The 18,278-nt window shown below is 66.1% G+C and carries 20 protein-coding genes; all 20 read left to right on the top strand.

Annotated features, from left to right (window positions below):
• The first annotated feature begins 37 nt into the window (after positions 1 to 37).
• The 20 genes from CRO75_RS01790 to CRO75_RS01695 all read left to right on the top strand — a co-directional run bounded on the left by CRO75_RS01790 (position 38) and on the right by CRO75_RS01695 (position 18,263).
• Positions 38 to 769 (top strand): beta-ketoacyl synthase chain length factor, encoded by a 732-nt coding sequence (locus CRO75_RS01790; protein ID WP_097134268.1) that lies wholly within the window; start codon positions 38 to 40, stop codon positions 767 to 769.
• Positions 745 to 1,560 (top strand): lysophospholipid acyltransferase family protein, encoded by an 816-nt coding sequence (locus CRO75_RS01785; RefSeq protein ID WP_097134267.1) that lies wholly within the window; start codon positions 745 to 747, stop codon positions 1,558 to 1,560. Before CRO75_RS01790 ends, CRO75_RS01785 begins: the two co-directional genes overlap by 25 nt.
• Positions 1,535 to 1,795, top strand: coding sequence for a phosphopantetheine-binding protein (locus CRO75_RS01780; protein WP_007926834.1), 261 nt, complete (start codon positions 1,535 to 1,537; stop codon positions 1,793 to 1,795). The genes CRO75_RS01785 and CRO75_RS01780 overlap by 26 nt, the downstream gene beginning before the upstream one ends.
• Positions 1,796 to 1,804: 9 nt before the next feature.
• Positions 1,805 to 2,059, top strand: a complete 255-nt coding sequence (locus tag CRO75_RS01775; protein ID WP_007926835.1) for an acyl carrier protein — start codon at positions 1,805 to 1,807, stop codon at positions 2,057 to 2,059.
• Complete coding sequence (locus CRO75_RS01770) at positions 2,056 to 2,601, top strand: hypothetical protein (RefSeq protein WP_097134266.1); 546 nt, start codon at positions 2,056 to 2,058, stop codon at positions 2,599 to 2,601. The genes CRO75_RS01775 and CRO75_RS01770 overlap by 4 nt, the downstream gene beginning before the upstream one ends.
• On the top strand, positions 2,598 to 4,277 hold the full coding sequence (locus tag CRO75_RS01765) for an acyl-CoA synthetase family protein (protein WP_097134265.1): 1,680 nt from the start codon (positions 2,598 to 2,600) through the stop codon (positions 4,275 to 4,277). The genes CRO75_RS01770 and CRO75_RS01765 overlap by 4 nt, the downstream gene beginning before the upstream one ends.
• Positions 4,278 to 4,375: 98 nt before the next feature.
• A complete protein-coding gene (locus CRO75_RS01760) occupies positions 4,376 to 5,110 on the top strand; it encodes a glycosyltransferase family 2 protein (protein ID WP_097134264.1) in 735 nt (244 codons plus the stop codon).
• Complete coding sequence (locus CRO75_RS01755) at positions 5,107 to 6,054, top strand: glycosyl transferase (protein ID WP_097134263.1); 948 nt, start codon at positions 5,107 to 5,109, stop codon at positions 6,052 to 6,054. Before CRO75_RS01760 ends, CRO75_RS01755 begins: the two co-directional genes overlap by 4 nt.
• Positions 6,035 to 7,579, top strand: a complete 1,545-nt coding sequence (locus tag CRO75_RS01750) for an aromatic amino acid ammonia-lyase (RefSeq protein ID WP_097134262.1) — start codon at positions 6,035 to 6,037, stop codon at positions 7,577 to 7,579. Before CRO75_RS01755 ends, CRO75_RS01750 begins: the two co-directional genes overlap by 20 nt.
• Complete coding sequence (locus tag CRO75_RS01745; RefSeq protein WP_085533552.1) at positions 7,572 to 7,997, top strand: acyl-CoA thioesterase; 426 nt, start codon at positions 7,572 to 7,574, stop codon at positions 7,995 to 7,997. The genes CRO75_RS01750 and CRO75_RS01745 overlap by 8 nt, the downstream gene beginning before the upstream one ends.
• Positions 7,998 to 8,116: 119 nt before the next feature.
• Complete coding sequence (locus CRO75_RS01740; RefSeq protein ID WP_053259373.1) at positions 8,117 to 8,701, top strand: outer membrane lipoprotein carrier protein LolA; 585 nt, start codon at positions 8,117 to 8,119, stop codon at positions 8,699 to 8,701.
• Positions 8,685 to 11,024: an MMPL family transporter gene (locus CRO75_RS01735; protein WP_097134261.1), complete on the top strand. Its 2,340-nt coding sequence runs from the start codon at positions 8,685 to 8,687 to the stop codon at positions 11,022 to 11,024. The genes CRO75_RS01740 and CRO75_RS01735 overlap by 17 nt, the downstream gene beginning before the upstream one ends.
• Positions 11,021 to 12,196, top strand: coding sequence for a sodium:proton antiporter (locus CRO75_RS01730; RefSeq protein WP_097134260.1), 1,176 nt, complete (start codon positions 11,021 to 11,023; stop codon positions 12,194 to 12,196). The genes CRO75_RS01735 and CRO75_RS01730 overlap by 4 nt, the downstream gene beginning before the upstream one ends.
• Positions 12,183 to 13,430, top strand: coding sequence for an NAD(P)/FAD-dependent oxidoreductase (locus CRO75_RS01725; protein WP_097134259.1), 1,248 nt, complete (start codon positions 12,183 to 12,185; stop codon positions 13,428 to 13,430). The genes CRO75_RS01730 and CRO75_RS01725 overlap by 14 nt, the downstream gene beginning before the upstream one ends.
• The gene (locus tag CRO75_RS01720; RefSeq protein ID WP_097134258.1) at positions 13,427 to 14,173 is read left to right on the top strand and encodes a class I SAM-dependent methyltransferase; all 747 of its coding nucleotides are present in this window, start codon (positions 13,427 to 13,429) and stop codon (positions 14,171 to 14,173) included. Before CRO75_RS01725 ends, CRO75_RS01720 begins: the two co-directional genes overlap by 4 nt.
• Positions 14,170 to 14,655, top strand: coding sequence for a DUF3261 domain-containing protein (locus CRO75_RS01715; protein ID WP_085533544.1), 486 nt, complete (start codon positions 14,170 to 14,172; stop codon positions 14,653 to 14,655). The genes CRO75_RS01720 and CRO75_RS01715 overlap by 4 nt, the downstream gene beginning before the upstream one ends.
• The gene (locus CRO75_RS01710) at positions 14,652 to 15,848 is read left to right on the top strand and encodes a beta-ketoacyl-[acyl-carrier-protein] synthase family protein (RefSeq protein ID WP_097134257.1); all 1,197 of its coding nucleotides are present in this window, start codon (positions 14,652 to 14,654) and stop codon (positions 15,846 to 15,848) included. The genes CRO75_RS01715 and CRO75_RS01710 overlap by 4 nt, the downstream gene beginning before the upstream one ends.
• Positions 15,845 to 16,318 (top strand): hotdog family protein, encoded by a 474-nt coding sequence (locus tag CRO75_RS01705; protein ID WP_097134256.1) that lies wholly within the window; start codon positions 15,845 to 15,847, stop codon positions 16,316 to 16,318. Before CRO75_RS01710 ends, CRO75_RS01705 begins: the two co-directional genes overlap by 4 nt.
• The gene (gene fabG / locus CRO75_RS01700) at positions 16,315 to 17,043 is read left to right on the top strand and encodes a 3-oxoacyl-ACP reductase FabG (RefSeq protein ID WP_097134255.1); all 729 of its coding nucleotides are present in this window, start codon (positions 16,315 to 16,317) and stop codon (positions 17,041 to 17,043) included. Before CRO75_RS01705 ends, fabG begins: the two co-directional genes overlap by 4 nt.
• Entirely contained in the window at positions 17,043 to 18,263 is a 1,221-nt protein-coding gene (locus CRO75_RS01695) for a beta-ketoacyl-ACP synthase (RefSeq protein ID WP_097134254.1), read from the top strand. The genes fabG and CRO75_RS01695 overlap by 1 nt, the downstream gene beginning before the upstream one ends.
• Positions 18,264 to 18,278: the final 15 nt, after the last annotated feature.

Below are 18,278 nucleotides of genomic sequence, written 5' to 3'. Positions count from 1 at the left end.
AGCGCCTGACCACGTCAAGTAAGCCCGCAGGGGCGGGATGAATTTTCAAGTGATCAACTTCAACATCGCCCAATGGCGCGCGTGGGCCCCTGGGCTCGAAAGCGTGGACGATTGGCAGGCTTGGAGCCGACAGCCGGTCGTGCTCCAGAGCAGTGATGCGGCCCCGGACGTGTCGTTTCTACCGGCCATGCAGCGCCGGCGCCTCAGCCGTCTGGCGCGCATGGCCTTTAGCGTGGGCTGGCCGCTGGCCGAAGGCCTGGAACAGCTACCGTTGGTCTTTATTTCCCGGCATGGCGAAACGCCGCGCACCTTCGACATCCTCAGCGACCTGGCGGCCGACCAGCCGTTGTCCCCGACCCAGTTCAGCCTCTCGGTGCACAACGCGGTGATCGGCCTGTGGTCGATCATGCGTGGCGAAACCAGCGAAATGACCGCCCTCGCCGCTGCCGGCGACGGCCTCGAACACGGCATGCTAGAGGCCGCGGCGCTGCTTGGGGAAGGCGCCCCGGCGGTGCTGCTGGTGGTCACCGAAGAGCAGCCGCCCGCCGCCTATGCCACCTGGATCGACGACGTGCCCTTCCCCTATGCGGTCGGCCTGTTGCTGACCCCCGGCCAGCAGTGGCAACTGACGCTCGGTACCGCCACCGAGGGAGCGCCGCGCGCCGAGTGGCCCCATGCCCTGAATCTCTTGCGTACCCTGCTCGGCGAGCAAACCTTTTGCCAACATGCCTGGAAGAACCGTGTATGGAACTGGCAACGCAACCTGTAAATACAAAGCCCCGCGACGCCTACTACTGGCGCCTGGTCGCCACCGCGGCAAGCTTCGCCTTGTTCGGCCTGGGCGGCCTGTGCCTGCGCCTGGTGATTTTCCCGCTGCTCGCCTGCCTGCCCGGCGACGCCGAAGCACATCGCCAGCGCGCGCGTCGCACCATCGGCCGGCTGTTCTGGCTGTTCATCCGTTTCATGGCCCGCAGCGGCGTGCTGACCTATGAAGTCGAAGGCGCACAAAAGCTCGGCCGCCCCGGACAAATGATCATTGCCAACCACCCATCGCTGATCGACGTGGTCTTTCTCATCGGCCTGGTGCGCAACGCCAACTGCGTGGTCAAGCAGAGCCTGTGGCAGAACCCGTTCACTCGCGGCCCGATACGCGAAGCCGAATACATCAGCAACGACGGCAGCATGGACATGCTCGACGCCGCCGGCGAAGCCCTGCGCAACGGCCAGACCCTGGTGATTTTCCCCGAGGGCACCCGCACCCCGCCGGGCCAGGCGCCGGCCTTTCATCGGGGGGGCGCGGCAATCGCCTTGCGGGGTGCGAGAATCATCACCCCGGTGATCATCAAGGTCAGCCCGACCACCCTGACCAAGGCCGAACCCTGGTATCGCATCCCGATGCGCCGCGTGCACTTCAGTTTTCGCGTCGGAGCCGATATAGACCCGTATGCCTTTGCCGCCCAGGGCCCCGCGCCGCAGGCCTCGCGCAAGCTCAACGATTATTTGCATCACTACTTCATTAAGGAGCTCGCCGAAGATGAGCGATCTGCACCAGGAAATTAAAATGCTGATCATCGATGCCCTGGGCCTCGAAGACATCAGCGTGCAAGACATCGGCAACGAGCAGACGCTCTTCGGTGAAGGCCTGGGCCTGGACTCGGTCGACGCCCTGGAGCTGGGCCTGGCGATCCAGAAACGCTACGGCATCAAGATCGACGCCGACGCCAAGGACACCCGCAATCACTTCACCAACGTGGCGAGCCTTGCGGCATTCGTCACTGCAAAACAGGCAGCTTGAGACCGGACCATGCAAACTCGTGACGACATCTTCAACACCCTGCGTGATGCCCTGGTGGAACTCTTCGAACTGGAACCGGAACGCGTAAGCCTGGAATCCAATCTGTATCAGGACCTGGAAATCGACAGCATCGACGCCGTCGACCTGATCGATCACATCAAGCGCAAGACCGGCAAGAAAATCGCCGCCGAGGAATTCAAGTCGGTGCGTACCGTCAATGACGTGGTCGAGGCGGTATACCGTCTGGTCCAGCCGGCCGCATGAGCCGGCTGATCGGCCTTGGCCTGCTGCTGGCAGGCCTGTTGTATCCCTTCGCGGTGTATTTCGGCATGGAGCATTTCGCTCCCTGGCAGTTCGGCCTGTTGCTCGGCAGCCTGTGGCTGGCCCGGGCGCTGACCGGCGAACGGCGTCCCGGCAGCCTGTGGATGGCGGGCGCCGCCCTGGCCTTCTGCCTGCTGCTGGCGCTGTTCGATAACCCGTTGTTACTGCGCTGGTACCCGGTGCTGATCAGCGGCTTCATGCTCACGCTGTTCGGCCTGAGCCTGAAATACGGCCCGCCGGTGGCTGAACGCCTGGCTCGCCTCAGCGAGCCTGCGCTGCCGGAAAAGGCGATTCGCTATACCCGCCAGGTGACTGTCGCCTGGAGTGTGTTTTTCCTCTGTAACGGATTGCTCGCCGCGGCCCTGACCCTATGGGCGCCGCTGAGCTGGTGGACGTTGTACAACGGCCTGATCTCCTACGGGTTGATGGGTTTGCTGTTTGCCATTGAATGGCTGTTACGACAACGCGTACGAGGCCGCGCATGAATTGGATAAAACTTGAGCAGTTGCTGCTCAAGTCGTTGCCGGAACGGGCCGTCACGCTCGAGCCGACACTCGATCACAGCCACCTGCGGCACCAGGCCCTGAGCCTGGCCGCGGGCTTGCAGGCCAGGGGCGTACAGCGCCTGGCCCTGCATCTGGAAGATGCCGCCGAACTGGCCATCGCCCTGCTCGGTGCCTGGCGCGCCGGGGTCAGCGTACTGCTGCCCGCCGACCTGCAACCGCAGACCCGGCAACGCTGGGCGACCCAGGTCGATCTGTGGCTGACCGACCAGCCGGGCGATGCCCACTTGGTCGACTTCGACCAAGTGCCATTGCCCGCCGCCGAACTCGATCTCGACGGCTGCCGCCTGAGCCTGTGCACCTCCGGCTCCAGCGGCGAACCCAAGCGCATCGATAAATCCCTGCGCCAGCTGGCCAACGAAGTCGAGGCCCTGGAGCAACTGTGGGGCAAGGGATTGGGCCAGGCCTGCATCATCGGCAGCGTCGCCACCCAACATATCTACGGCCTGCTGTTCCGTGTGCTCTGGCCGCTCTGCGCCGGGCGCACCTTCGTCCGTCGGCAGTTGCCGTTCCCGGAAGACCTGCAGCGCGCCAGCCGCGAACACCCGGCCTTTGCCTGGGTCGCCAGCCCGGCCTTGCTCAAGCGCATGGGCGACAACCTCGACTGGCCGGCCCTGAGCCCGGTGCGCCGGGTGTTTTCCTCCGGCGGCGCGCTGCCTGCCGACGCCGCGCAAGGCCTGCACCAGCGTCTTGGACAATGGCCAACGGAGATCCTCGGCAGCTCGGAAACCGGCGGCATCGCCTGGCGCCAGGGCGACAGCCTGTGGCAAGCCTTCGCCGGGGTCGAACTGAGCCAGGACAGCGACGGCGCCCTGCTGATCGCCTCGCCCTACCTGCCGACCGGGCATATCGAACACACCGCCGATGCCGCGCGCATCGCCACAGATGGGCGTTTCGAGCTGCTCGGGCGCCTGGACCGGATCGTCAAGCTGGAAGAAAAACGCATTTCCCTGCCGATGCTGGAACAGGCCCTGGCCGAGCATGCCTGGGTCGCCGAAGCGCGCCTTGGGGTGGTCCGGGAAAACCGCGCTTCCCTCGGCGCGCTGCTGGTCCTCAGCGAACAAGGCCTGCACGCCTTGCGCAATCAGGGTCGCAGGGCCCTCACCCAAGCGCTGCGCCAGCACCTGAGCCAGCATTGCGAGGCCCTGGCGCTACCGCGCCGCTGGCGCCTGCTGCGCCAGTTGCCCCTGAACAGCCAGGGCAAGCTGCCCCAGGCCGATGTCGAAGCCCTGCTGCTGGCCCCGCGCCCACGGGCGCCGGAAGTGCTGGAACAGCTCGAAGCCGACGGCGAATGGAGCCTGCAACTGGCGATCCCGCCGGACCTGGCCTACTTCAGTGGCCACTTCCCCCAGACCCCGGTGCTGCCGGGCGTGGTCCAGGTGGACTGGGCATTGGCGCTGGGCCAGCAGTTGCTCGATCTGCCGGGGCGCTTTGCCGGCATGGAAGTGCTGAAGTTCCAGCAGTTGGTGCGCCCCGGCGACCAGGTGCAATTGCACCTGCGTTTCGATCATGAGCGCGGCAAACTCTACTTCGCCTATCGCAATGACACCGCCGCCTGCTCCAGCGGCCGCATCCTGCTGGAGAACGCCTGTGGATAAGTTATGGGCGCCAGGCGAGCGCAGCCCCCAGCGGCTTTGTGTAGCCGCTGCCGAAGGCTGCGATCGGCCGCGCAGCGGACGCCCGGGAGGCAACTTCCATGCATAACCCTTGCGCCGTCATCCCGGTCTACAACCATGAAGCCGCCGTGCCGGCGGTGGTCGAGGCCCTGCTCGCCAGCGGCCTGCCCTGTGTGCTGGTGGACGACGCCAGCAGCCCGGCCTGCGCCGCCGTGCTGGAACAGCTGGCCGAGCGCGAACAGGTATTCCTGGTCAAGCTCGCGGTCAACCAGGGCAAGGGCGGCGCAGTCATGGCCGGGCTGCACGAAGCCTCGCGCCTGGGTTTCAGCCACGCCCTGCAAGTGGACGCCGACGGCCAGCACGACCTGCGCGATGTGGATAACTTTATCGCCACCTCCCGCACCCACCCCGAAGCACTGGTCTGCGGTTATCCACAGTACGACGCCAGCGTGCCCAAGGGCCGTTTTTATGCGCGCTACCTGACCCACGTCTGGGTCTGGATCAATACCCTGTCGTTGCAGATCCCCGACTCCATGTGCGGCTTCCGGGTCTACCCCCTGCCGCCTGTCCTGGCGCTGATCGACTCGGTGAAGATCGGCCGGCGCATGGATTTCGATACCGATATCCTGGTGCGCCTGGCCTGGCGCAACCAGCCGATGCGCTGGTTGCCGACCCAGGTCCGTTACCCGGCGGATGGCCTTTCGCACTTTCGCCTGTTCCACGACAACCTCCTGATTTCCAGCATGCACGCCCGGCTGTTCTTCGGCATGTTGCTGCGCGCGCCGCTGATCCTCTGGCGACGGTGGCGCACATGAGTGTGGAGACCGACAAGAAGCACTGGGCCGACCGTGAGGAACGCGGCAGCTTCCTGCTGATGAAATTCACCGCATTCGCCGCCAAGATGCTTGGCCGACGCCTGCTCAGTCCACTGCTGTACGGCATCGTCCTGTATTTCTTCCTGTTCGGCCGTACCGCGCGCAACAGTGCCTGGCAATACCAGCAACGGCTGGCTGACTGGAGCAACCGCGCCGAATTGCGCCCGAGTTACTGGCGCGTGTTCCACCAGTTCATGGCGTTCGCCGATTCGCTGCTCGACAAGCTCGACGTGTGGAACGGCAAGATCCGTATCGAGCAGATCGAGATCATCGACCCGGCATTGCTGCGCGATCAGTTGCGCGGCAGTCGCGGGCAACTGCTGGTCGGCGCGCACCTGGGCAACCTTGAGGTGTGCCGGGCGCTGGCCGAGATCGGCGAAAAGGTCACCATGAACGTACTGGTGCACACCAAGCACGCCGAGCAATTCAACCGCTTGCTGGGTGAAGCCGGAGCGACCAATCTGCGCCTGATTCAGGTCAGTGAACTGGACCCGGTGATCATGCTGCAACTGCACGAACGCCTGGAGCGCGGCGAATGGCTGGCGATTGCCGGCGACCGCGTGCCGTTGCACGGTGGGCGCAGCGTCACCGTGGACTTTCTCGGCCACCCGGCAGCGTTTCCGCAAGGCCCATGGTTGCTGGCCGGTTTGCTCAAGTGCCCGGTCAATCTGCTGATGTGCCTGAAACAACCGGACGGCCACTATCGCCTGACCCTCGAACCGTTCGCCGACAGCGTGACGTGGACGCGCCGCGAGCGCGAGCAGGTCATTCATCAGTGGGCCACCCGCTATGCGCAGCGCCTGAGTCACCATTGCCTCGAAGCCCCGCACCAATGGTTCAACTTTTACCCTTTCTGGAAGACCGATGACGACGCATCCGCTTGAGCCGGTAACCTTCGGCGAACTCCCTTTGCGCATCGAAGACGTGCTGGCCCTGGCCAACCGTCAGGCGCCGACCCGACTGCAAGGCGACAGCGCATTCCGCCAGCGCATCGCCAAGGGCGCGCAATTCCTCGATTCGCTGCTGGACAAGGAAGGCGTGATCTACGGCGTGACCACCGGCTACGGCGACTCCTGCGTGGTCGCGGTGCCGCTGCAGCACGTCGAGGCGCTGCCCCGTCATCTGTACACCTTCCACGGCTGTGGCCTGGGCAAGCTGCTGGACGCGCAAGCCACCCGCGCGGTACTGGCGGCGCGCTTGCAGTCGCTGTGCCATGGCGTGTCCGGGGTGCGCGTGGAACTGCTGGAGCGCCTGCAGGCGTTCCTCGAACACGACATCCTGCCGCTGATCCCCGAAGAGGGTTCGGTGGGCGCCAGCGGCGACCTGACGCCGTTGTCCTACGTGGCCGCGACCCTGTCCGGCGAGCGTGAGGTGATATTCCGCGGTGAGCGCCGGACCTCGGCCGAGGTACACCGCGAGCTGGGCTGGGAGCCGCTAATACTGCGGCCGAAAGAAGCCCTGGCACTGATGAACGGCACCGCAGTGATGACCGGCCTGGCCTGCCTGGCCTTCGCCCGCGCCGACTACCTGCTGCAACTGGCCACGCGCATCACCGCACTGAACGTGGTCGCCTTGCAGGGCAACCCGGAGCACTTCGACGAGCGCCTGTTCGCCGCCAAGCCGCACCCGGGGCAGATGCAAGTCGCCGCCTGGTTGCGCCAGGACCTGGCCATCGACGCGCCGACCGCGCCGTTGCACCGCCTGCAGGACCGCTACTCGCTGCGTTGCGCGCCCCATGTGCTGGGCGTGCTGGCCGACAGCCTGGGCTGGCTGCGCGGCTTCATCGAGACCGAGCTGAACAGCGCCAACGACAACCCGATCATCGACGCCGAAGCCGAACGCGTGCTGCACGGCGGGCACTTCTACGGCGGGCATATCGCCTTCGCCATGGACAGCCTGAAGAACCTGGTGGCCAACGTCGCCGATCTGCTGGACCGTCAGCTCGCGCTGCTGGTGGACGAGCGCTACAACCATGGCCTGCCGAGCAACCTGTCCGGCGCCCCGGCGGACCGCGCCATGATCAACCACGGCTTCAAGGCGGTGCAGATCGGCACCAGCGCATGGACCGCCGAAGCGCTGAAAAACACCATGCCGGCCAGCGTGTTCTCGCGCTCCACCGAATGCCACAACCAGGACAAGGTGAGCATGGGCACCATCGCTGCCCGCGATGCAATCCGTGTGCTGGAACTGACCGAACAGGTCGCCGCCGCTACCCTGCTGGCCGCCAACCAAGGCGTCTGGCTGCGCGGCCGGGCCGACGACGCGCGGCCGTTGCCGCCGGCCCTGGCGGCCATGCACCAAGAGCTGGCCAAGGACTTCCCACCGGTGATCGAGGACCGCGCCCTGGAAGGCGAACTGCGCCTGTGCCTGCAACGCATTGCCGAGCAACACTGGAGGCTGCATGCGTAGTCGGGGCGTGCTGCACGCGGACACCGAGATCCAGGTGCCGTTTTTCGACGTCGACACCATGCATGTGGTCTGGCACGGGCATTACGTGAAGTACCTGGAAGTGGCGCGCTGCGCCCTGCTCGACAAGCTCGGCCACAACTACCAGCAGATGCGCGATTCCGGCTATGCCTGGCCGGTGATCGACCTGCAACTGCGTTATGTACGCGGCGCGGTGTTCGGCCAGAAGCTCAAGGTCCGCGCCAGCCTGGTGGAGTGGGAAAACCGCCTGAAGATCAACTACCTGATCAGCGACCTGGAAACCGGCGAACGCCTGACCCGCGCCAGCTCGGTGCAGGTGGCGGTGGAGATCGCCAGCCGCGAGATGCAACTGGCCTCGCCCAAGGTGTTCACCGATGCCGTGGAAAGGATGCTGCCATGAGAACCCTTTGTAGCCGCTGGCGCAGCCTGCGATCGGGTGCGCAGCACCCGCACACCCTGAGTACCGAAACGCCATGCCCGCTGCATAGTCGATCGCAGCCAGGCGGCCGCGGCTACAGGCTGTTGGGTTTGTTGTTGGCGCTCGGCTTCAGCTCGCTGGCCAATGCCTTCGACCTGCAACAGCTCAGCGACCAGTTGGCCAAGCCCGAGGTGATCCACGGCAGCTTCGTCCAGGAGAAACACCTGCGCGCCCTGCCCCAGCCGCTGACCAGCAAGGGCAGCTTCGTCCTGGCGAAAAACCATGGCCTGCTGTGGCTGCTGAAAACACCGCTGCAACAGGACTACCGCATCACCGGCCAAGGCATCGCCCGCCGGGAGGGCAGCGGCTGGCAAATGTTGCCGAACAAGAGCGCCGGGGCCGAACAGAACCGCCTGTTCCTCGCCGTGCTGCAAGGCGACAGCAGCGGCCTGCAACGGGACTTCGAGCTAGCCCTGGCCGGCGACGCCAAGGCCTGGAAACTGACCCTGACCCCACGTTCGCTGCTGCTCAAGCAGGTGTTCAACCAGATCAACATCGACGGTGGCGAACTGGTGCAGCGCATCGAGCTGCTGGAAACCCAGGGCGACAGCACCGTGCTGAAGATGCACGACAGCATCAGCAACCAGCCCTTGAGCGACGCGGAGCAACATGACTTTGCCGAGTGAACGCTGGTGGCCGCGGCTGTTCCTGCTCTTGCTGGTGGCCGTGCTGGCCCTGGCCGGCTGGCAATGGCGTCATGGCGCGCCGCTGTCGGCCAACCTCATGGAGCTGGTGCCGGGCACCGACCCCGATGCCCTGGAGCTCAAGGCCGAGCAACGCATGCAGGAACCGCTGAACCGCGAAATGCTGGTGCTGGTGGGCCACACCGAGCGCCAGCAGGCCATCGCCATGGCCCAGCGCCTGGGTGAGCAATGGCAGGCCAGCGGGCTGTTCGAGAAGGTTCAGTGGAACCTGCAGGCCGACCTGCCGGCGCTGCGCACGCAATTGCTGCAAGGGCGCCTGGCGATGCTTGGCGCCGCCGACCGCCAGCAGTTGATCTTGCACCCCGACACCTTTATCCAGCAGCGCGTCCAGGCGCTGTTCGACCCCTTCAACAGTTTCAGCCTGGTCCCGAGCCAGGACGACTGGCTGGGCCTGACCGGACGCATCCAGAACAGCCAGCCGCAACGTGGCGCGGTGCAACTGGACATCGGCAGCGGCACCCTGATCGCCGATGCCGACGGCAAGAGCTGGGTGCTGCTGCGGGCGCGCACCACCGGCAACGCCTTCGACATGCAACTGCCGCTGCAAGTGGCGGCCCTGCTCCAGCACAGCCGCGAACAGGCCGCCGAGGCCGACGTCCAGCTGCTGGCCGCCAGCGGCCTGCTCTACGCCGCCAACGGCCAGCAACAGGCCTCCCGCGAGATCACCTGGGTCGGCGGCGGCGCCACCGTCGGTATCCTCCTGCTGCTGTTGCTGGCTTTCCGGCGCTGGCGGGTGTTGTTGGCGTTCGTGCCGGTGCTGGTGGGCATGCTGTTTGGCGCGGTGGCCTGCGTCGCCCTCTTCGGCCATATGCACGTGATGACCCTGGTGCTGGGTTCGAGCCTGATCGGCGTTGCCGTCGACTACCCGCTGCACTACCTGTCCAAGAGCTGGAACCTGCGCCCCTGGCACAGCTGGCCGGCGCTGCGCCTGACCCTACCGGGGCTGACCCTGAGCCTGGCCACCAGTTGCATCGGCTACCTGGCATTGGCCTGGACGCCGTTCCCGGCCCTGACCCAGATTGCCGTGTTCTCCGCCGCCGGGTTGCTGGGTGCTTATCTGAGCGCGGTCTGCCTGCTGCCGGCGCTGCTGCGCGGCGTCGAATTGCAACCGGCGCAATGGCCGCTGCGGGTAGCCGAATGGCTACTGAATCTGCGCACCCAGTTGCTCAAGCGCGTGTCCAGCCCCTGGTTGCTGGCGCTGGTGATCGCCTTCTGCGCCGGCGGCCTGTGGCAGCTGGAGAGCAAAAACGATATCCGCCAGTGGATCGGCGCGCCGCCACAACTGCTCAACGAAGCCCAGGCCATCGCGCGGATCACCGGCTACCAGCCCACCAGCCAGTTCTTCCTGGTGCGCGGCGCCGATCAGCCACAGCTGCTCGAACGCCTCGGCGCCCTGAGCGAGCGCCTGGAGCAACTGGTCAACCTGGAGAAACTCCAGGGCTATCTGTCGCTCAACCAGCTGGTGAGCCTGCCCAGCGAGCAACAGCGCCTGCGCCAGGCCCTGGACGAGCTGCCGCGGCACTGGCAGCCGTTGCTGGATCTCGGGGTCCCGGTCACGGCCCTGAACGCGGAACTCGCGCACTTGCGCGCGCTGCCCAGCGAAGACATCGACAGCGCCCTGCAAGGCCCGCTGGCCGAGCCTTACCGCACCCTGTGGCTGGGCCCCACCGATAACGGCGTGGCGGCGATGGTCAGCCTGCAGGGGCTGAACAACCCACAGTTGCTGCGGATACAGGCGCAGGATCTGCCGGGGGTGCAACTGGTGGACCGCCTGGGCGACCTGAACCAAGTGTTCGCCGCCACCCAGGTCAGCGCCGCCGAGCTCAAGCTCGCTTCCTGCGTGCTGATCGTTGTGCTGCTGATCCTGCCGTTCGGCCTCAGTGGCGCCCTGCGCCTCGTCGCCCTGCCGCTGCTGGCAGCCCTGTGCAGCCTCTCCAGCCTGGGCTGGCTGGGGCAACCGCTGACCCTGTTCAGCCTGTTCGGCCTGTTGCTGGTGACCGCCATCAGCGTCGACTACGCCATCCTCATGCGTGAACAGGTCGGCGGGGCCGCCGTGAGCCTGCTCGGCACCTTACTTGCAGCGCTGACCACCTGGCTGTCGTTCGGCCTGCTGGCGATTTCCAGCACCCCGGCGGTCAGCAACTTCGGCTTGTCGGTGAGCCTGGGCCTGGCCTTCAGTTTTATCCTGGCGCCCTGGGCCGGTCGCCAGCACCATCGCCAGCCCGTTACGGAGCCCGTCCTGTGATGACCGCCCTGTTCTGGCTCATGGTGCTGCTGCTGTTCGCGCTCGCCACCCGTATCGGCAGCCGTTTAGGCCTGATCCCGATCGTCAGCCAGTTGCTGCTGGCGACCTTCGGCCTGCCGCTGCTGATGCTGTTCTGGATCGAACCGCACTGGCAGCTGAGTGGCGCCCAACTGGTCTCGCCGACCTGGCTGAAGAACCTGTACGGCTTGAGTTTCGCCCTGCTACTGGGGCATATCCTCAGCGACGTAATCGACCTGCGCCTGGACCGCCAGAGCCTGAAGATCGCCCTGCCGAGCTTCGCCATCCCCTTCGCCTGCGGCCTGGCCACGGCGGTCTGGCTGTTGCCGGCGCAACCCTGGCTGAGCTCCCTGGCGGTGGGCCTGCTGTTCGCCATTACCGCGATTCCGGTGCTGTACCTGTACCTGCGGCACATCGACTACCCGCCGCTGGCCACGCGGCGCCTGGTACAGACCGCGATCCTCATCGACCTCAGTTGCTGGACCCTGTTCGGCGTTGCCCAGGGCAGCCTGCACCTGAGCAGCCTGCTGCTACCACTGGCCGCAGCCTGCCTGCCGCTGCTCCTGCGCGGCCTCGGCCTGCGCCAGCCGCTGCTGCACAGCCTGGGTTTCTTCGGTCTGCTGGTGGTGGCCGAGCACTACAAGCTCAACGCGCTGATTTTCGGCATCGGCTACCTGCTGTGCATGGCCGCCCTCAAGGTGCCTCTGATGCTGCCGTTAAAGGCAGCCTGGATGAGCCGTTTGCAGACCTTTATCGCCATCCCGCTGATCCTTACGTTCGGCATCGTGCAGATCAACGTGCACAGCGCCATGGACAGCCTCGGCTGGGTGCAGCTGGGGGCCTTGCTGCTGTTGCCGATTGCCAGCAAGCTGCTCGGCAACTGGCTCGGCCTGGGCTGGGCCGGCGCCTCCTTCAAGGGCGCCAGCCGCTGGCGGGAAAGCCTGCTGCTGAACATTCGCGGGCTGAGCGAGATCGTCTTTCTCAACCTGCTGCTGCAACAACAGCTGATCAGCCCGGCGCTGTACTTCGCGCTGATGCTCATGGGCCTGATCGCCACCCTGATGCCGGCCCTGGCCGGGCTGCACCGAACACCTTTGGTCCCTTTGAACCCGAACATCGCCGAACCGGCAAGGAGCCCCAGTGCCAACAGTTGAAATGGAACGCCGCCAGATTGTGGTGATCGGCGCTGGCCCATCGGGCGCCATTGCCGCCGCGCTGCTCAAGGGCAAAGGCCACGACGTGCTGATCGTCGAGCGCCAGCATTTCCCACGGTTTTCGATCGGTGAAAGCCTGCTGTCCCACTGCCTGGATTTCGTCGAAGAGGCCGGCATGCTCGAGGCGGTCAACGCCGCGGGCTTCCAGCGCAAGAACGGCGCCGCGTTCGCCTGGGGCGAGCGCTACAGCGCCTTCGACTTCGGCGACACCTTCAGCGAGGGCAAGCCCACCACCTTTCAGGTGCAACGCGCCGACTTCGACAAGCTGCTGGCCGATCAGGCCGCCCTGCAAGGCGTTGAAGTGCGTTATGGCGAGGCCATCGTCAGCGCCGACTTCAACCTGGCCAGGCCGCAGCTGCAGGTGCTGCGCGAAGACGGCAGCGAGTACCGCGTGGAAGCGGACTTCGTCCTCGACGCCAGCGGCTACGGCCGCGTGCTGCCACGCCTGCTGGACCTGGAGGCGCCCTCGAACTTCCCGGTCCGCCAGGCGGTGTTCACCCATATTGAAGACCGTATCGACAGCCCGGCCTTTGAGCGGGAAAAAATCCTCATCACCACTCACCCCAGCAAACGCGACGTGTGGTTCTGGACCATCCCGTTCAGCAACGGCCGCTGCTCGGTCGGCGTGGTGGCGGCCAAGGAGCATTTCGACGGCCGTGGCGACGACCTGGACCAGTGCCTGCGCGGTTTCATCGAGGAAACCCCGAGCCTGGCCAAGGTCCTGCACAACGCCGTCTGGGATACCCCCGCGCGGGCCATCGGCGGCTACTCGGCCAACGTCAAGACCCTGCACGGCCCGGGCTTCGCGCTGCTGGGCAACGCCGCGGAATTCCTCGACCCGGTGTTCTCCTCCGGCGTGACCATCGCCATGCGTTCGGCGAGCATGGCCGCCGCCGTGCTGCATCGGCAGTTGCAGGGCGAAAGCGTGGATTGGGAAAGCGAATTCGCCATCCCCCTCAAGCGCGGCGTCGACACCTTCCGCTGCTACGTCGAAGGCTGGTACGCCGGCACCTTCCAGGACGTGATCTACCACCCGGGCAGCTCGCCGGAGATTCGCCGGATGATCAGTTCGATCCTCGCCGGTTATGCCTGGGACGAACGCAACCCGTTCGTCAGCGAACCCAAGCGCCGCCTGCGCATGCTCTCGGAAATCTGCGCCATGGAGGCTCCATGAACGACGCCCAGCCGCAGTACCTGAGCGCCAGCTACGTCGAGGAAACCCGCTTCGGCTTCTGGTTCCTGCGCAGCCATACCTGGCAGCACCATGTGCTGCGGGTGGCGATCAACGACCTGCGCCGCCTGTTCGACAACCAGCCGCCGAGCAACCCGGTGCTGCTGGATGCCGGCTGCGGCCAGGGCAAGTCGTTCCAGTACCTGCGCCAGGTGTTCGCCCCGCGGCGCCTGATCGGTCTGGACGCCGACCCGCACAGCCTCAGGCTCAGCGGCGAAGAGGCAACGCGCCAGGGCCTGCAGGTCGAACTGATCGGCAGCGACTGCGCGACCCTGGACGTGGCCGATGCCAGCGTCGACCTGCTGTTCTGCCACCAGACCTTTCACCACCTGGTGGAACAGGAGAAAGCCCTGGCCGAGTTCTATCGCGTGCTCAAGCCGGGCGGTTACCTGCTGTTCGCCGAATCCACCGAGGCCTACATCGACACCTGGGTGATCCGCTGGCTGTTCCGCCATCCGATGCACGTGCAGAAAAGCGCGGCGCAGTACCTGGAAATGATCCGCCGACAGGGTTTCGAATTCACCCCACGCAATGTGTCTTATCCCTATCTGTGGTGGAGCCGCGCCAAGGATTTCGGGCTGCTCGAACGTTTCGGCCTGCGCCGCCCGAAACCCTTTGGCCAACGGGAAGAAACCCTGGTCAATGTGGTTGCCCGCAAACCCCTGCACGAAGGTGCCGCTGGATGATCCGTGCCCTGCTCGTCGGCTGCCTGCTGTTGCTGAGCGCCTGCGCCAGCCAGCCGCCGCTGCCCGAGAAAACCCCGAGCCTGGCCCTGCCGCTGCAACTGCACGTCGAGCGGCAACAGGCCGGGCAGCGCCAGGACTGGCTGCTGGTGATCCAGGCCGAAGGGCCGGGCATCCGCTGGTCGCTGATTGACCCGCTGGGCATTCCCCTGGCGCGCCAGCAACTGATCGACGGTCGCTGGCAGGCCGACGGCCTGTTGCCGCCGAACCCGGAGGCCCGCGAACTGTTCGCCGCATTGCTGTTCGCCCTGACGCCCGCGGGCGAACTGCGAGATAATTATCCAGCCGCCCGGCAGCACGGCGCGCAGCGTGACCTCGCCCCGCACTGGCAGGTCCGCTATCGCCAGGCTCTGGACTTCCGTCTGGAGTTGCCTCGTGGCTTGCACTACCACATCAGCCCGCTGACCGCCGAGAACGCCTCATGACGGCCTACCTGAATGCCCTCGGGGTGATCTGTGCCCTTGGGCGCGACAAGCAGCAAGTGGCCCGCAGCCTGTTTGCCGGCGACTGCTCCGGCATGCGCGCCGAAGCCGGCTGGGTGCCGGAGCGCAGCGTGCCCGTGGCCGCCGTCCAGAGGCCGCTGGCGAGCCTGCCGCCGCCGCTGAGGCAACAGGGCAGCCGCAACAACCAGCTGCTGCTGGAGGCCGCCCTGCAGATCCGTGACGACATCGACCGGGCCATCGCCCGCTACGGCCACAGCCGCATCGGCATCGTCCTCGGCACCAGCACCTCGGGCATCGACGAAGCCAGCCGCGGCATCGCCCATTACCTGCGCGACCGGCACTTCCCGGCCGATTACGACTACCGGCAGCAGGAACTCGGCGCGCCAGCGAATTTTCTCGCCGACTGGCTCGACCTCAGTGGCCCGGCCTATGTGATTTCCACTGCCTGCACTTCCAGCGCCCGCGCCCTGATGAGCGCCCGCCGCCTGCTCGACCTGGGCCTGTGCGACGCGGTGCTGTGCGGCGGCGTCGACAGCCTGTGCAAGCTGACCCTCAACGGTTTCTCGGCCCTGGAGGCGGTGTCCGCGCAGCGCTGCAATCCGTTCTCGGTCAACCGCGACGGCATCAATATCGGCGAAGCCGCCGTGCTGTTCCTGATGAGCAAGGAAACCCTCGACGCGCAACCGATCGCCTTGCTCGGCGGCGGCGCCAGCTCCGACGCGCACCATATTTCCGCCCCCGAACCCAGTGGCCGCGGCGCCCTGCAAGCGATGCAGAAGGCCTTGCACAACGCCGGCCTGCACGCCGCACAGATCGGCTACCTGAACCTGCACGGCACGGCCACCCAGCACAACGACGCCATGGAAAGCCTGGCGGTCGACCAGTTGTTCCCGGCCGGCGTGCCTTGCTCGTCGACCAAACCCATGAGCGGCCATACCCTGGGCGCCGCCGGAGCCCTGGAAGCGGCGTTCTGCTGGCTGAGCCTGTCCAGCGACAACGCCGCGCACGCCCTGCCGCCCCATATCTGGGACGCCCAGGCCGACCCGCAACTGCCGCCGCTGCATTGGGTCACCGCCACCACACGTCTGGAGCAGAACGCTCCGCGCTGCCTGATGAGCAACTCCTTTGCCTTCGGCGGCAACAACGTCAGCCTGATTATCGGAGACGCCCCATGATTGACTGGCCGCTCGCCGAACTGCTGCCCCACGCGGGCGACATGATCCTGATCGATCAGGTCCTGGGGTTCGATGAAGAGCAGATCCGCACCCGCCTCACCGTCAAGCCCGATGGCCTGTTCAACCGTGCCGACGGCAGCCTGCCAGCCTGGGTCGGCATCGAACTGATGGCCCAGAGCGTCGCCGCCTACGCCGGTTGCCATGCGCGCCAGAAAGGCCAGGCCGTCGAGCTGGGGTTCCTGCTCGGCACGCGCAAGTTCGAATGCAATGTGGAACACTTCCCCGCCGGCAGCGAACTGCAGATTCACGCCTTGCGCTCCCTGCAGGACGACAACGGCATGGGCCTATTCGAATGCCACCTGAGTGCCCCCGGCATCCAGGCCAGCGCCCGCCTCAACGTGTTCTGTCCGCCACAGGCGGACAGCTACCTGAACGAATCCCCCGCTTTATCAACAGGAGTCCAGCCATGACTGAATCCATATTGGTCACCGGCTCCAGCCGCGGTATCGGCCGTGCCATCGCCCTGCGCCTGGCCCAGGCCGGCTATGACCTGATCCTGCATTGCCGCAGTGGCCGCAGCGAAGCCGAGGCCGTGCAGGCCGAAGTCGAGGCCCTGGGGCGCCAGGCGCGCATCCTGCAATTCGATGTGACCGACCGCGCCAGCTGCAAGGCCGTTCTCGAAGCCGACGTGGAAGCCCATGGCGCCTACTACGGCGTGGTGCTCAACGCCGGCCTGACCCGCGACGGCGCGTTCCCGGCCCTGAGCGAAGACGACTGGGACACCGTACTGCGTACCAACCTCGACGGTTTCTATAACGTGCTGCACCCGCTGATCATGCCGATGATCCGACGCCGCGCGGCCGGGCGCATCGTCTGCATCGCCTCGGTGTCCGGGCAGGTCGGCAACCGTGGCCAGGTCAACTACAGCGCTTCCAAGGCTGGCCTGATCGGCGCGGCCAAGGCCCTGGCCATCGAGCTGGGCAAACGCAAGATCACCGTCAACTGCGTGGCGCCAGGCTTGATCGACACCGCCATGCTCGACGAGAACGTGCCGGTGGACGAGCTGCTGAAGATGATCCCGGCCCAGCGCATGGGCACCCCGGAGGAAGTCGCCGGCGCGGTGAACTTCCTGATGTCCGCCGAGGCCGCCTACATCACCCGCCAGGTACTGGCGGTCAACGGAGGCCTGGTCTGATGAAACGTGTGGTCGTCACCGGCATGGCCGGCATCACTTCGCTGGGCAGCGACTGGGACACCATCGTCGCCAACTTCGGCGCCAACCGCAGCGGCATTCGCCGGATGGACGAATGGGATCGCTTCAGCGAGCTCAATACCCGCCTGGCCGGCCCCGTGGACGACTTCAAGGTACCGGCGCACTGGACCCGCAAGCAGCTGCGCAGCATGGGCCGGGTGTCGCGGCTCGCGGTGGGGGCCGCCGAGCAAGCCCTGGCCGATGCCGGCCTGCTGGGCGACGAGTCGATCAAGGATGGGCGCATGGGCGTGGCCTGTGGCTCGTCCACCGGCAGCACCGACGAGATCAAGGCGTTCGGCAACATGTTGCTGAACTCGGTGGCCGAAGGCCTCAACGCCAACTCCTACGTGCGCATGATGCCGCACACCACCGCGGCCAATATCAGCATCTTCTTCGGCCTCACGGGCCGGCTGATCCCGACGTCCAGCGCCTGCACCAGCGGCAGCCAGGGCATCGGCTACGCCTATGAGGCGATCAAGTTCGGCCGCCTGCCGCTGATGCTCGCCGGCGGCGCCGAAGAGCTGTGCCCAACCGAAGCCATGGTGTTCGACGCGCTCTACGCCACCAGCCTGAAAAACGATGCCCCGCATACCAGCCCGCGGCCCTACGACAGCGACCGCGACGGTCTGGTGATCGGCGAGGGCGGCGGCATGCTGGTGCTCGAAGAGCTGGAGCACGCCCTGGCCCGTGGCGCGCATATCCATGCCGAAATCGTCGGCTTCGGCAGCAACGCCGATGGCCAGCACACCACCCGTCCGGAGCAGGCCACCATGCGCCGGGCCATGGAGCTGGCCCTGGAAGACGCCAGCCTTGAGCCTTCGGCCATCGGTTACGTCAACGGCCACGGCACCGCTACAGAACAGGGCGACATTGCCGAAACACTGGCCACCAGCAGCCTGTTCGGCAGCCGGATGCCCATCAGTTCGCAGAAGAGTTTCCTCGGCCATACCCTGGGAGCCTGTGGCGCGCTGGAGTCCTGGTTCAGCATCGAGATGCTCAACCGCGACCTCTACGTGCACACCCTCAACCTCGACACGGTGGACCCGCGTTGCGGCGAGCTGGATTACCTGCGCGGCGAATTCCGGCAGATGAGTTGCGAGTACGTGATGAACAACAACTTTGCCTTTGGCGGCGTCAACACCTCGCTGATTTTCCGCCGCTGACCTCAATGACGTTAC

Source organism: Pseudomonas sp. LAMO17WK12:I10 (assembly GCF_900215185.1).
Lineage (GTDB): Bacteria > Pseudomonadota > Gammaproteobacteria > Pseudomonadales > Pseudomonadaceae > Aquipseudomonas > Aquipseudomonas chlororaphis.
Note: the sequence above shows the minus strand (reverse complement) of the source record. Positions and strands in the feature narration are given on the sequence as shown.